The sequence below is a fragment of the Segeticoccus rhizosphaerae genome (genome assembly GCF_009192725.1).
Classification (GTDB): Bacteria; Actinomycetota; Actinomycetes; order Actinomycetales; family Dermatophilaceae; genus Segeticoccus; species Segeticoccus rhizosphaerae.
Genome location: NZ_VOHR01000006.1, coordinates 23659 through 37377, shown reverse-complemented (window position 1 = coordinate 37377; position 13719 = coordinate 23659). Strand labels below are relative to the sequence as shown.

The following is a 13719-nucleotide window of genomic DNA, read 5'->3' as shown; positions in this document are numbered from 1 at the left end:
AGCAGGCCGGGCATGATCGGCGCGGCGGCGCGCAGCTCGTCGCGCTCGCCGGCCAGGTAGCGGACGGCGAGCGCGAGACCGGCGACCAGCCCGGCCGCGAAACCGCCGCCGGGGTGGTTGTGGCCGGAGAAGAGCAGGTAGAGGGACCACAGGATGATGGTGTGGAAGATCAGCCGGGTGACCACCTCGAAGAGCACCGAGCGCCGTTCCGGAGGCATCGCCGAACCCTCGGCGAGCCAGGGGCTGCCCTCGTTGCCGCCGAGCGAGGCGTGCGTGCGACGCAGGGACCGGGCGTTGGCAACGAGGCGCCGGCTCACCGAGAGGGCGTCCTCGCGCAGGAAGATCAGGCTTGCCACCCCGGTCGCGGCGACCAGGACCACGGACAGCTCCCCCATGGTGTCCCAGGCCCGGATGTCCACGAGGGTCACGTTGACGATGTTGTTGCCACCGCCGAACTCCACTGCGCCCTTGGCAAACTCGGCCGTCATGGGCTCGGCGGTGCGCGCCGCCACCGCGACGAGGGCCATGCAGGTCGTGACCACGCCGACGCCGACGCCGAGCAGGCCCCGCAGCCGCCGGGTCCGCAGGCTGGGGTCGTCGTTGAACTTGCCCGACAGTCGCCGGAGCACCAGGACGAAGACCACGATGGACACGGTCTCGACGAGCACCTGGGTGAGCGCGAGGTCCGGGGCGCCGTGCAGCAGGAACAGCATCGCGGTGCCGTAGCCGGTCACGCTCACGAGGAAGACCGCGCGCAGCCGGCGCCGGGCCCGGGTGGTGAAGAAGGCGGCCGCCGCGATGACGACCGCCACGGCCACCTGAACCGGGCTGTCCCCCCAGCGGATCTGATCGGGCCAGGCGGCGCCGGCCAGGCCCACGGCCGGAAGGACGACCAGCACCAGCAGGATCAGGCCGAGAGAGAGCGGGAGCGAGCCGCGCTGGAACGCCCCGGTGACCTCCAGTGAGGCCCGGTCGAGTCCACGCATCAGACCGCGGTAGGCGGCGTCCGCGCTGGGAACCGCAGGCGCGGTCCGTTGCAGCACCTCGACGCGTGACCGCTGCCAGAACAGCGCAGCCCCGAGCGCGACGGTGACGGCGGACAGCAGCAGCTGCGTCGACAGTCCGTGCCACAGGCCCAGGTGCACCGTGTGCCGGGCCTGCGGCCACGCCTCGGTGTAGGCGTGCAGGTAGCGTTCGCCGAGCCCGGACAGGGCGCCGGCCACCACACCGGCGGCCGCGAGCAGCACCGGCACTCCCACCAGGAGCCCGGCCGGCCGGTGCAGCGGGGTCGGCGCCCGGCCGCGCACCGACCGGAAGGCGCCCCAGCAAAATCGCGCGCCGTAGGCGAAGGTGAGCACGGACCCCGCCACCAGGACCACGAGGACCGGCCAGTCGCCATCCGGTCCGGCCCCGTGCCCGGGCAGCATGGAGGTGTATGCGGTCTCCTTGCCCACGAAGCCGATCATCGGGGGCAACCCGACCATGGACGCGGCAGCGACCACCGCGGTCCCGGCGAGCCAAGGCATACGGCGCCCGAGCCCCGACAGCTCCCGCACGTCACGCGTGTGCGCACTGTGGTCGATCGTGCCGACGACCAGGAACAGGCATGACTTGAACAACGCGTGGCCCACCAGGACGGTCAGCGCCGCCAGCGCGGCTACCCGGGTGCCGTAACCGGCCAGGATGGTCAGGTAGCCCAGCTGGCTGACGGTGCCGTAGGCGAGCAGCAGCTTGAGGTCGTGCTGGCGCAGCGACCGCCAGCCGCCGATCAGCATGGTGGCACCGCCGAGCACGAGCACCACCAGGCGCCAGAGCGGCACGTCGCTGAAGGCCGGGGCCAGGCGTGCCACGAGGTAGACCCCGGCCTTGACCATCGCGGCGGCGTGCAGGTAGGCGCTCACGGGAGTCGGCGCGGCCATCGCACCGGGCAGCCAGAAGTGGAACGGCACCAGCGCGGACTTGCTCACCGCGCCGAGGAGCAGCAGGACCACCGCGGCGGTCGCCAGCGGTCCTGTGGGCGGGTCGGCGACCAGCTCGGAGATCCGGTAGGTGCCGGCGTCCTGGCCGAGCAGCACGATGCCCACGAGCATGGCGAGCCCACCGGCGGTCGTGACGACGAGGGCCTGGGTGGCCGCCGACCTGCTGACCGAGCTGCCCGCCCGGTGGCCGATCAGCAGGTAGGACAGGACCGTGGTCAGCTCCCAGAACACGTAGAGCACCAGCAGGTCGTCGCTGGTCACCAGCCCGAGCATGGCCCCGGCGAAACCGGTCAGCGATGCCGCGAAGCCGCCGAGGCCCGGCTCGTCGTCCTCGAAGTAGTGCGCGCAGTAGAGCAGGACCAGCGCCCCGATCGCGCCGACCACGAGGGTGAGCAGCCAGGACAGGGTGTCCAGCCGGAAGGACAGCTGCATGCCGAGCGATGGCACCCAGTCGGCGCGGAAGGTCGGTGGGCGTCCGGCCAGGACGGTCGACGTCTGGGTGAGCGCCCATACTGCGGCCGCGGCAGGCGGCGCCGCCAGGACGATGAACGCCCGGCTCCCCCACCAGCGGACGAGAGCTGGTGCCGCCGCGGCGAGGACGACGTGGGCGACGAGGAGCGTGATCATCTCCACTCCTCGTGTTCGTCGTGGCCGAGCGGCGTCGGATTCGCGGCGTCACCCACCGACAAACAACACGAGGCGCTACCGGGGGTAGCGCCGATCATACGGGGGTGTCGGCGCGTCACAGTGCGGCGGGAACGTCGGCCCGGGGCTCAGCCCACGGCCCCCAGCGATCGCCAGTAGGCGTTGAGGGCCTTGTTGGTCTTGACGAACCAGACGATCGGACCGATCACGAGGAACACACCGGGGAAGTACCAGAGGCCGGTCAAACCGCTCACCGGCGGGTGCTGCCCGCGGCGGGCGTAGAGCTCGCCGACCTCGTTGGAGGTGAGGTAGGGCATCACGATGCCGATGAAGAACGCGATGACGAGGGCGAGCGGGCCGCCGAGGCCCTGGCCGCTGTGCCGCTTCATCTCCTCGTGGGTGACGTAGAACCAGTAGAGGCTGTAGATGCCGAGGGTGACGAAGCACAGCAGGATGCACAGGCCGGTGCCCCGCACGTGTCCCACCTGGCCGGACGGCGCCGCGTAGCCCGAGGGCATGACCGGCGCCGCGCCGTAGCCGGGCGGCGGGGGCGGGTAGCCCTGGGCCGTTGGGTAGGCCGGAACGGGCGGGTGGCCCTGGGCCGGCGGATAGCCCTGGGAGTAAGGGTCACCCGCTGCCGGCTCATCCGGCGGGTCGGGGGGTCGGTTCGGCACATCGGTCATGGCGGCACCTTGCTCGGTCTGGTCCTCGAAGGAGGCAGCCTACCGATGCATCCCGGGAATCCTGGAGAGCCACTCCAGGACGGGCAGCGCGCTGCCGGGCTCGAGCGGGACCCGCCAGCGGCCGCCCGGGTTCGCCGCAGCCATGAAGCTCTCGTGCGGGTGCGCGAGCGGGACGGCGGGGTTGGCCGCTGAGGCGGGGTTGCGCAGGTCGTGCACGAGGACGGCTGCGGCCAGTGCGCGGGAGGTGTCGGCGTCGAAGGTCTCGATGCCGAGCCGAGCGGTCAGCCGCTGGCGCTGCTCCATGACAGGGTTCGAGTGCACGGACGCCGTGCGGGTCGGCGGGGCCACGTGCACCGACGTCAGCATCCCGTCGGCCCGAGCCAGCATCAGCCGCCAGCGCTGCAACCGCTTGGCCAGCGCGTAGTTCTGTCCCTGGTCGGTGATCATGGCGTTGACCAGCCCGTATCGGCCGGCCGCGGTCTCCAGGACGGCTTCGCTGGTGAAGTTGGGTCGCAGCACCCGTCCCCCGGAAGCCCTGTGCACCGCCCGCGCCGCCAAGGGGGACGGCCGCAGCGCCCGGTGGCGGCGCTGCGACTCCTGCACCGCGGCCAACGGCACGAGAAAGACGTCCGACGGGGTCGCGAGGTAGGCGAGCGACAGATCGTCGCGCCGCGCCGCCAACTCCGTCAGGACCGTGTCGAAGGCCATGGTGAGGCGCACGAAGAGCGCCCCGTCGGCATACCCGTAGTTGCCCACCGTCAACGGGCCCGGCAACCCCGTCAGCCAGTCGACCACCGCCCCGGCCTCGGTCAGCAGGTCGGCTCCCGCATGCTCGACGAGGGCGTCGCCTGATGGGGCGCCGCCCCCGCGCACCGGAACCGACAGCCGCCCGGCCGAGGCGCGTGCGGTGCGGACGATCCGCTCCCAGACCCGCGGACGAGGCAGGTCGATCGCGGCGACGTGCGCACCCCAGGCCAGCAGGTCGGACAACGGCCCCATGGCGGATCCGGCGCCCACCAGCGCGAAGGTGCGATCGGACAGGTCCAGCCACTCCGGGTGGCGCACGACCGATCCGACCGCCTCTCGGAAGGACGGCTCGGTGATGCCGCGCCCGACCCAGTCGTCCAGCTGGCGGAGCAACCTGTGGCCGGTGAGCAGCTCGCCGCGATAGGGCACCTCGAGGACGGGACGTCGGATCCCCCCTCCCACCACCTCCACCGTGGACAGTCGCGGCTCGCGGACCGACACCGCGTGTCCGAGTGGGTGCTCCTGCTCGCCGGTCACGTGGACGAAGCTCTGCGCGGCCTCGGCGAGACCGGCCCGCGCCACGGTCATCGCCGTCTCCGCGGAGCCCGCCTCGAGGACGGTGAGCGCCTCGAAGTGGCGGGGATACCCGCGGCGCCAGTTCTCTTCGCTCGCGAATCGGTCGGCGAGCGAGTCGTCGACCGGGGTCACCGCCGCCCGCAGGACCCGCTTCCCGGTCTCCGTGCTGCTCCGACCGTGCCGGCCGCCGGGGAAGTTGACGCCGTCCTCACCCATGGTTGTGTCTCCTTGTCCTCCGCCGCCGGGCGGCCGTGTTGTCGAGTTCGTGCCGTCGATCTCGTGCTGTCCTGTCTCATGTCCGGCAGGTCGACTGCAGGGCGTCCGCCGGCCGCGCCCACGATGCCGGTAGGTTGAGGACCCTCTCCGCAGATGGGAGGGCCGCCGTGCCCACCGCCCCCTCGATGCAGCGCGTGCTCTCGCACCCGTGGCTGCTGGCTCCGTTCGAGCCTTACCGGGCGAGCATCGAGCTGGCGTCGGTGCCGTTCATGGCTCCCTTCCTCCTGGGGGCCACGCGGGCCCATGGCCAGCCGGTTCTGGCCGTTCCCGGTCTGTGCGGCGGCAACGGGTGGACGCTGGCCATGCGCTCGCACCTGCGGGCCCTGGGCCACTCCCCGCACCGCATGCACCGGGGCACGATGCTGGGAAAGCCCGCGACGGTGGTCCAGACCCTCATCGACCGCGTCGACCAGATCTCCCACGAGGAGGGCCCGGTGGGGCTCGTCGGCTGGAGCGTGGGCGGTGCGTTCGCCCGCCAGGTCGCTCTGGCCCGCCCCGACCGGGTGCGCCTGCTGGTCACGCTCGGCGCCCCGCTCGACGGCGCGTGGTACGCCACCCGGTGGGCCGCCGCGATGAGACCGTTGCCCGTCCCCGTCACCGCCGTCTACTCGCGCAGCGACGGGGTCTTCGACTGGCACCGCTGCCTGCAGCCCCGAGGCCCCCGCGCCGAGAACGTCGAGATCATCTCGAGCCACCTCGGCATGGGAGTCCACCCGGCCGCACTGCACGTGGTCGCCGACCGGCTGGGGCAGGCACCCCACATCTGGCACGCCTATCGGCAACCGTTCTCCCGGCCGGAGCGGGGGCAGTACCCCGACCCGGCCAGGAGCGCCTGACCCGGTGTGTGCAGCACTCAGGCGGTCTGCAGGTCGGGCTTCCCGTCCGACGTCTTGGTCGCCGGCGACTGCTCTGCGGCGCCCAGGTCGAGCTTGGTGCCCTCCTGGGTGATCTTGACGATGAACACACCCACGAGGAACAGTGCCGCGACGTAGAGAGCGACCGGGGTGAATCCACCGACTGCGGCGAGGCTGGCCGCGACCAGCGGGGACACGCCGCCACCGAGAGTGGATGCGATCTGGTAGCCGAGTGACGCTCCGGTGTAACGGTACTGGGTGTGGAACATCTCGGAGATGAAGGCTGCCGACGGGCCGTACACGGCGGCCTGCACGACCGGCATACCGAGGATCATGCCGAGGTAGAGCAGGAACGTCGAGCCATCCTGGATCATCCAGAAGATGGGGTAGGCCAGGACGATGCCGGCGACAGAGCCGAAGATCATCACCGGACGCCGGCCGAACCGGTCGGACAGGTTGGCGTAGAAGGCCAGGGCACCCACTTGCAGCACGGAGGCGACCGAGAAGGCCACGAGCACCGCGGTGCGGCTGTGGCCGCCCTCGGTGGTGCCGAGGGTGAGAGCGTAAGAGGCAAGGAGCCCCTGCAGCGCAAAGCAGCTCACCGTGCCGAGTGCGGCGAGGATGATCGCTTTCCCCTGGTTCTTGACGACGGCGACGAGCGGAGTCTCCTTCTTCTCCTGCTCATCCGCCTTGGCCTGCATCTCCTCGAAGAGCGGGGACTCGCTCATCCTCCACCGGATCCACAGACCGATGAGGACCAGGACACCGCTGAGCAGGAAGGGAATCCGCCAGCCCCAGTGCAGGAAGGCGGAGTTGTCCATCATGGCGAACAGAGCGAGCACCAGGGAGCCGAGCACGGCACCGCTCGGCGCCCCCATGTTGACGAACGCGGCCGTCAGGCCACGTTTGCCGTCCTCGGCCGCCTCGACGCTGATGGTGGCGGAGCCGCCCCAGTCACCGCCGACCGCGATCCCCTGCACGATGCGCAGCAGCACGAGGGTGGCGGGTGCCCACTCGCCCCAGGTGCCGTATGACGGGACGCACCCGATCAGGAAGCTGGCCGCCCCCATGAGCCCCATCGTGATGAGCAGCATCTTGCGACGGCCGAGCCGGTCGCCGAAGTGGCCGAAGATGATGCCGCCGATCGGCCGCGCCAGGTAGCCGGCCAACAGGGTCACGAACGACAGGATGGTGCCCGTCGCCGCAGAGAGGTTGCTGAAGAAGACATGGGCGAAGACCAGGCTGGCGGCCGAGGTGTAGAGAAGGAAGTCGTAGTACTCGATCGTCGTCCCGAAGTAGCTCGAGAGGATGACCTTGCGCACCTCCTTGCGCCGACTCTCGGCAGAGATGACCTGTGACATGAGGACTCCAAAGGGTGAGGGGTGCTGCCGGATCGGCGCGGGTGCCGTCCGTTGGCGGTGGGTGGGGGGTGTCGAGCTGTGGTGAAGTGACGCGTGCTCTGTTGTGGCAGAGGGTTATCGAGTGCCGATGAGGCTCTTGCGGCGGTTCGGGCCGCCCTTCAGGCCTTGCGCCCAGGCACCAGCTGGCGCTTGAGGATCTTGCCGGTGGGGCTCTTGGGCAGGTCGGGGAGGATCTCGACCGTCCTCGGGTACTTGTAGGCGGCCACACGGTCCTTGACGAAGTCGATGATCTCCTCGGTCTCGGCCGAGGCGCCGATCTTGAGCGACACGAAGGCTCCGACCTCCTCGCCGAGCCGGTCGTCGGGCAGGCCGACGACCGCCGCCTCGAAGATCGCGGGGTGCTGGTAGAGCACCTCCTCGACCTCCCGCGGGTAGACGTTGTAGCCGCCCCGGATGATCATCTCCTTCTTGCGGTCCACGATGAAGAAGAAGCCGTCCTCGTCGCGGTAACCCAGGTCGCCACTGTGCAGCCAGCCGCCGGCGAAGGCCTGCTCGGTCGCCTCCGGGTTGTCCAGGTAGCCGCCCATGGTGTTGTGTCCGCGGATCACCAGCTCGCCGACGTGGTCGCGGCCCGCCGGCAGCTCGGTGTTCTCGTCGTCCCAAACCTGCATCTCGGTGCCCCAGATGGGCGTGCCGATGCTGTACGGCTTGCGGTGGTCCGGTCGGTTGTAGCTGGCCAGTGGTCCGCTCTCGGTCAGTCCGTACATCTCGAGGATCTGCACACCCATCTCGCGCTCGAAGGTGTCCAGCAGCTCTGCGGCGATGGGCGCGCCCGCGGAACCGCAGTAGCGCAGCGAGGAGACGTCGTAGTCGGACCGCTCCGGCTGGTGCTCGATCGCGTGGTACATCGTCGGGACGCCGTGCAAGATCGTGGCGTGGTGGTCCTGGATCGCCTGCAGGACGTCGAGCGGCTTGAACTTCTCCAGGAGCACCACTGCGCCGCCAGCGCGCAGAGTGGCGTTGAGCAGGCCCGACAGGCCGAGAGCGTGGAACAGCGGCATGACCGCGATGGTGACGCTGTCGCGGTCCATCTCGAAGGCCTCGACGTGTGCCTCGGCGTTCATCAGGAGCTGGAAGTGGGTCAGCTGGACCCCCTTGGGGTGACCGGTGGTGCCCGACGTGTAGAGCAGGACGGCCGTGTCAGAGGGCTGTCGCTGGACGAATGGCGCGGGGATCTCCTGACCACCGGCGGTGAGCTCCTCGAAGCGCCGCGCACAGGCGGGCAGCTGGGCGTCGCCGACGATGAACAGGTGTTCCGCGCCGGCTTCGTTCACGCCCCGGGCAGCCTCGCTCGCGACACCCGCCGCCGAGATCAACAGATTTGCCTGAGAGTTCTTCAGGAAGTAGGCGATCTCCGGGCCCTTGTTGAGGACGTTCATCGGGATGGCGACAGCCCCGGCCTTGAGGACGCCGTAGAAGACCGCCGCGAACTCGGGAACGTTGGGCAGCTGGACCCCGACGCTGTCTCCCGGCGTGACCCCCAGTCGCACGAGCCCCCTCGCGACGCGGTCGCTCCACTCGTCGAGCTGACGGTGGGAGATGGTGCCACCACGGTGGATGATGGCCGGGCGGTCGGGGCCGGACTGCGCCGACTCGCGAACGATGACTGAGAGGTTGAACGACACGGGTTCTCCTACGTTCTGGCTGGGACCGACCCCCTGACGGGTCAGTCGTCAGTGGGGGTGGGTTTGGCAGCCGACTTCTTCGCTGCCGGGGACTTCCTGGCGGCCGACTTTCCCGGGGCCGGGGACTTCTTTGCCGCCGACTTTCTCGGGGCCGGCGACTTCTTTGCCGCCGACTTTCTCGGGGCCGGCGACTTCTTTGCGGCCAACTTTCTCGGGGCCGGGGACTTCGCCGCGGACTCGGCGCGGTCGGCGGCCTCCATCAGCTCCTCGAGCGCGTCCTTCATGTGCCCGGGCAGCTCCCAGAGGTCACCGGTGAGGTCGCCGGCTCCCATGAAACCGAAGTCCACCCGGTCGAGGTAGCTCTGCAGCGTGATGTTGAGTCCGACGCCGGTGGTGAGGAACGCGGCCGGCCAGTAGCCCGCCATACGGGCCCCGGTGACCTCCACGACCTGCGACGGGCCGCGGACGTTGGAGACCACGACGTTCCACATCGAGCCCGACACCCAGTCGGGCGCGCGGCTCAGCAGCTGCTGGTGGACCCAGAAGAGCGACTGCGGGATGAAACGGCTTGCGGAACGGAGCAGTCCGGTGGGCAGGGCGTCGAAGTTGCTCCTGGCCGCCTTGAGGTCGCCGTGGACCGCCTTGAGTCGCTCGACCGGGTCGGCGAGGTGGGTCGGGAGCGGCGCGAAGAACATGCTGATGTGGTTGGCCCACCGGTCCTTCTCCTCCCCGGTGCGCAACGAGTAGGGGATGCACACGACCAGCGGCTCCTCAGGGGCGCCGCCCCGCTCCTCCATCCATCGCCGAAGAGCCCCCGCCACGACGGCGACGACGGCGTCGTTCATGGTGCCGTCGAAGGCCTTGCCGACCCGCTTGAAGTCGGCGAGCGACAGGTCCGAGAAGGCGTAGGTCCGGGCGTCGGTGATCGTCCTGTTGAAGGGGGTGGCTGGTTTCGTGACCTGCGGGAGCACCGGGAGGACCTCTGGCTGCCCCTTGGCACGCTGTCGCCGGTTGACGACGCCCCGGACCGGTGCCCCCACCTTGCCCGGGATCATCCGCGCGATGAAGGCGGGCAGGGCCATCACGCCATCCTCGGAACGTCGTCCCACGAGGTACTTGACCGTCTGCGCCTGCAGCCCGACGAACTGGACGGGCTTGAGGGCCCTCCCCACGACCCCCCGCGCCAGCATCTCGACCGGCCCTCCCCAGGGCTCGCGCCGGCCCGGGGCCGCGCTGGCCGGGTCGGCGGGCGTCGTCGGGTGGTCCGACAGGAGATCGAGGATCGTGGGGATGGTCCCGCCGTCGACCGCGCCGTGGTGCACCCGCAGCAGGTGTGCGAGACGGCCGCCGTGCAGGCCCTCGATGATCCACAGTTCCCAGAGGGGCCGGTGGGGGTCGAGGCGGATGCTCATGATGCGGGAGATCTCTGCCGCGAGGTCCTGGTCGGTCCCGCCTTCGGCCAGGGTGATCGTCCGGACGTGCGCAGCGACGTCGACCTCGGTCTCGGCCCAGTACTCCTTGTCGAGCCCGAGCGGCACCTTGGCGCGCACCCGGCGGAACGGCGGGATCTGGTCGAGCCGTTCGGTGATCCGCTCGATCATGCGCTCCGCTCGGCCGGCCGCCGGGTCGTCGAAGGCGTCGTAGATGATCAGCCCGCCCATCACGCCGGTCGAGGTCGCGGTGTCGACGCTGAAGAACATCCCGTCCATCGCGGTGAGCTGCTGCATGTGTGGTCCTGTCGTTCGTGCCGGTGACGAGCGTCGGGGTGCGACGGCCCGCGCCGGAGGGCGGGTGCGTAAGGGTGGAGCGGCGCACGGTGGTGCGCAGTTCCGAGAGCTCTTCGTCGAACAGCGCGGTTGCGGACCCGATGAAGCAGCGCTTCTGAAGCCATGGTATTGACTCCCGCGCGACCGAGACCGTTCATGTTCTCAACGTTCCGGTGTGCGGAATTCGAAGTCTGCGCCGGGCCGAAGAGCGTGAACCACGTCACCTGACTACGCAACTGCTTGACAAACTACGCATAATGAATGTTCAATGATGGCAAGCGATTCACAGCCAGCACGGCACGGAATCACCGTCACAGGAGGAAACATGTCCACCGTCATCGCTCTCGTCACCAAGGTTCACGAGCGTCAGGTCGAGGCCGCGAACAAGGGCCAGCACGCCGTCCTCGGCCTGCTCGGTCGCGCCTCGGAGATCCTGGACAAGGCCCCCAGGCCGCCGGAGCGCTTCCAGACCGGCCTGAAGCCCCTTGCCTCGCTCGTCGGCAGCCCGTCCGACTACGTGCGCTACGCCACCGCGAGCAGCAAGGACTGGACCCAGGCCCGCGAGTCCTTCCAGAGCGGTCTGCTCGATCTCTTCACGCCCGCTCCAGCGGCCTCCACGTCGAACACGACACAGAAGTCGCAGAAGTCGAGCTCCAAGGGGAGCCGCAGCGCGACGGATTGAGCCCCGCGACACGACCCGTCATGCCCCACCCGGGCAGCAGGCGGCACCAGCCACGACGTGGTTCCCACCCGATCGGTGGGCCCGCGTCGTGGCATGTCCGGCCCGACCTTGGGAGGATGGGCCCCATGAGCTCCTGTGCGCCTGTTCGAGGCCGAAGTCCTGCTCGGTCGTGGTGTCAGGTGCCGAGGCCCGCCACGGGGGCTCGCTCGCGGTGAGGATGCAACGACTGAGCAGCCTCGACGCATCGTTCCTCGCCCTCGACGGCCCCCACGGTGCCGGGCACATCTGCCTCACCGCCCTCGTCGCCGGACGGCTCGATCTCGACGAGCTGCGTGACCTGGTCGAGGCGCGACTGCCCTTCGCCCCCATCCTGCGGCGTCGGCTGCGCAACGTCCCGCTCGGCATCGACCGGCCCTGGTGGGTCGACGACCCGGACTTCGACCTCACCCAGCACCTCTTCGGGTCGGTCGTCATCGGTGACGAGTGGCGCCGTGAGCTCGCCCGGACGGTGGCTCAGATCGCGGAGCAACCGCTGGACCGGTCTCGCCCGCTCTGGGAGATCCACCTCGTGCAGGGCTCCGCACCGGACCAGACCGCCGTCATCACCAAGATCCACCACGCCGCAGTGGACGGCATTGCCGGAAGGGACCTGCTCACCACCCTGCTCGACGACCGGCCCCCGGAGACCGACCCGTCGTCCGACGGCGCATGGCATCCTGCGTCCCTGCCCGGCACCGGCGAGATGCTCGCCCGGGGGATGCTCGGGGTCGCCGACCTCGCAGGCACGGCGCTGCGGCTCGAGGCCGCACTGATGGGTCGGCTGCCACAGGTGCCCACCCTCGCGATCACCTCGGCCGCACGCGTTTCCAGCGGCACGGTCGAGTGGCTCACAGGGACCGCCGGCGATGCCGTGCCGGTGCGCTCTCGTCCACGCATCAGCGCACCGAGGACCCCGTTCAACAAGGCCATCACGCGCGACCGGGCGTGGGCCTTCGGTGAGTTGTCGCTGGACGACTCCAAGGCCGTGCGCACGGCCGCGGGTGCCACGGTCAACGACGTGCTGCTCAGCACGGTCGCAGGGGCCCTGCGCGAATGGCTCCTGCGGGCCGAAGCCCTGCCCGAGGAGCCGCTCCGGGCGCTCGTGCCGATCTCGGTGCGCACGGACGAGGACAAGGTCACCGGCAACAAGATCGACCTGATGACCTGCCCCCTGCCGACCGACGTGGCCGACCCGCTCGTGCGGCTCACCAGCGTGCGCGAAACCACCGCGGTGGCCAAGGCACACCGCGCGATCGGTGCCGACACCCTGCAGGACGTCGCCTCCTTCGCGCCACCGGCCCTGGCGACACGAGCCGTGCGCGTCGTCGCGGCGGCCCGCCTCGCCGACCGGGTGCGCCTACCGTTCAACGTCCTGGTCTCCAACGTGCCCGGCACGCGCGAGGTGCTGCACCTGCACGGACAGCCCATCGAGGGCCTCTACCCCCTTCCGGCCCTCAGCGACGGGCTCGGCCTGAACATCACCATCCAGGGATACCGTGGACGCCTGCACGTGGGAGTCGTGACGTGCCCGGCCCTGATCCCGGACCCCTGGGAGGTGCTCGACCTCCTTGTGGCCGCGCACGACGAACTGGTCGAGCAGGGGCGCCTGCGGGCCACCCACCCGAGCCAGTCCTGACTTCGACAGGTGCTCACCGGAGCTCGGCGTTGGCGGCGTCTGTGGCGAGGTGCAGCACCCGCACGATCTCCCGGACCCGCGCCGCCGAGTAGCGGATGGTGGGGACCGAGACGGACATCGCGGCAACGACCCGACCGTCTGCCCCTCGCAGGGCCGTCGCGATCCCCGCGATCCCACGCTCCGTGCGGCCGACGTTCAGCCCGTAGCCGCGCTGGTGGATCGTCCGCAGCTCGCGGTGCAGTCGCTTGACTCCGGCGGCATCGAGGTCGAGCTCGGGCACTCCTTCCGGCGGGTAGAGCTCGTCCAACTCCGCCGCACCCAAGCCCGCCAGCACGACAACCCCACCGGAGACCAGGTGCGCCGGAAAGACGGCGCCGGTGCGGGACCCGACGCGGAGGGGTTGCCGGGCCTCGACCGTGGCGAGGATCCGCGCCTCCCGCCCGGAGCAGACCATGAGGTGACAGGTCTCGTCCAGCTGCTCCCGGATGCGCTCGAGGTGGGGCAGGACCACGGCCTCGAGGCCTCCCCCTCGTGACTCACCGACCGACAGCGACGCGAACGCAGGACCAGGCTGGTATCCACGGCCGCTCCCCTGCACCGCGAAACCCCGGTAGCGCAGGGTGGACAACAACCGGTGTGCGGTCGACGGTGCGACGCCCAGCTCGGAGGCGGCCGCCGTGACACCGACGTCGCCCTGCCGGGCCAGGAGCACCAGCAACCGCAAGGCGTTGTCCACCGACTCCAGGTATGCCACCTCGGGGCCTCCGTTCCGCTCTGGGGAACTCACCTT

Annotated in this window: 10 protein-coding genes; 3 read left to right on the top strand and 7 right to left on the bottom strand. The window is 70.4% G+C overall.

The window, feature by feature from the left end; genetic code table 11:
- From FRW57_RS01325 to FRW57_RS01315, 3 genes are all read right to left on the bottom strand, one after another.
- The coding region (locus FRW57_RS01325; protein WP_152185080.1) for a Na+/H+ antiporter subunit A at window positions 1-2606 on the bottom strand (2606 nt) is incomplete at its 3' end.
- 146 nt (window positions 2607-2752) lie between these two features.
- Entirely contained in the window at window positions 2753-3307 is a 555-nt protein-coding gene (locus FRW57_RS01320; protein WP_203230168.1) for a DUF4234 domain-containing protein, read from the bottom strand.
- A 39-nt stretch (window positions 3308-3346) separates the two neighbouring features.
- Window positions 3347-4846 (bottom strand): hypothetical protein, encoded by a 1500-nt coding sequence (locus FRW57_RS01315; protein WP_152185079.1) that lies wholly within the window; start codon window positions 4844-4846, stop codon window positions 3347-3349.
- 167 nt (window positions 4847-5013) lie between these two features.
- Here FRW57_RS01315 and FRW57_RS01310 point away from each other — a divergent pair, with 167 nt between their 5' ends.
- Entirely contained in the window at window positions 5014-5742 is a 729-nt protein-coding gene (locus FRW57_RS01310) for an esterase/lipase family protein (protein WP_152185078.1), read from the top strand.
- Between the two features lie 17 nt (window positions 5743-5759).
- Here FRW57_RS01310 and FRW57_RS01305 read toward each other — a convergent pair whose 3' ends face one another.
- The 3 genes from FRW57_RS01305 to FRW57_RS01295 all read right to left on the bottom strand — a co-directional run bounded on the left by FRW57_RS01305 (window position 5760) and on the right by FRW57_RS01295 (window position 10533).
- On the bottom strand, window positions 5760-7121 hold the full coding sequence (locus FRW57_RS01305; protein ID WP_152185077.1) for an MFS transporter: 1362 nt from the start codon (window positions 7119-7121) through the stop codon (window positions 5760-5762).
- A 158-nt stretch (window positions 7122-7279) separates the two neighbouring features.
- Complete coding sequence (locus tag FRW57_RS01300; RefSeq protein WP_152185076.1) at window positions 7280-8806, bottom strand: long-chain-fatty-acid--CoA ligase; 1527 nt, start codon at window positions 8804-8806, stop codon at window positions 7280-7282.
- Window positions 8807-8847: 41 nt separating this feature from the next.
- Window positions 8848-10533 carry a wax ester/triacylglycerol synthase family O-acyltransferase gene (locus tag FRW57_RS01295; protein WP_152185075.1) on the bottom strand — a complete coding sequence of 562 codons (1686 nt, stop codon included), beginning with the start codon at window positions 10531-10533 and terminating at the stop codon, window positions 8848-8850.
- Window positions 10534-10897: 364 nt separating this feature from the next.
- Here FRW57_RS01295 and FRW57_RS01290 point away from each other — a divergent pair, with 364 nt between their 5' ends.
- Both FRW57_RS01290 and FRW57_RS01285 read left to right on the top strand, forming a co-directional pair.
- Window positions 10898-11254 (top strand): hypothetical protein, encoded by a 357-nt coding sequence (locus tag FRW57_RS01290; RefSeq protein WP_152185074.1) that lies wholly within the window; start codon window positions 10898-10900, stop codon window positions 11252-11254.
- Window positions 11255-11471: 217 nt separating this feature from the next.
- On the top strand, window positions 11472-12929 hold the full coding sequence (locus tag FRW57_RS01285; RefSeq protein WP_152185073.1) for a WS/DGAT/MGAT family O-acyltransferase: 1458 nt from the start codon (window positions 11472-11474) through the stop codon (window positions 12927-12929).
- Between the two features lie 13 nt (window positions 12930-12942).
- Here FRW57_RS01285 and FRW57_RS01280 read toward each other — a convergent pair whose 3' ends face one another.
- Window positions 12943-13716: an IclR family transcriptional regulator gene (locus FRW57_RS01280; RefSeq protein WP_152185072.1), complete on the bottom strand. Its 774-nt coding sequence runs from the start codon at window positions 13714-13716 to the stop codon at window positions 12943-12945.
- Window positions 13717-13719 lie beyond the last annotated feature (3 nt).

Bases quoted from the DNA above. Each gene is read 5' to 3' on its own strand.
- FRW57_RS01320 (WP_203230168.1), bottom strand. From the start codon at position 3,307: ATGACCGATGTGCCGAACCGACCCCCCGACCCGCCGGATGAGCCGGCA.
- FRW57_RS01315 (WP_152185079.1), bottom strand. From the start codon at position 4,846: ATGGGTGAGGACGGCGTCAACTTCCCCGGCGGCCGGCACGGTCGGAGC.
- FRW57_RS01305 (WP_152185077.1), bottom strand. From the start codon at position 7,121: ATGTCACAGGTCATCTCTGCCGAGAGTCGGCGCAAGGAGGTGCGCAAG.
- FRW57_RS01295 (WP_152185075.1), bottom strand. From the start codon at position 10,533: ATGCAGCAGCTCACCGCGATGGACGGGATGTTCTTCAGCGTCGACACC.
- FRW57_RS01290 (WP_152185074.1), top strand. From the start codon at position 10,898: ATGTCCACCGTCATCGCTCTCGTCACCAAGGTTCACGAGCGTCAGGTC.
- FRW57_RS01285 (WP_152185073.1), top strand. From the start codon at position 11,472: ATGCAACGACTGAGCAGCCTCGACGCATCGTTCCTCGCCCTCGACGGC.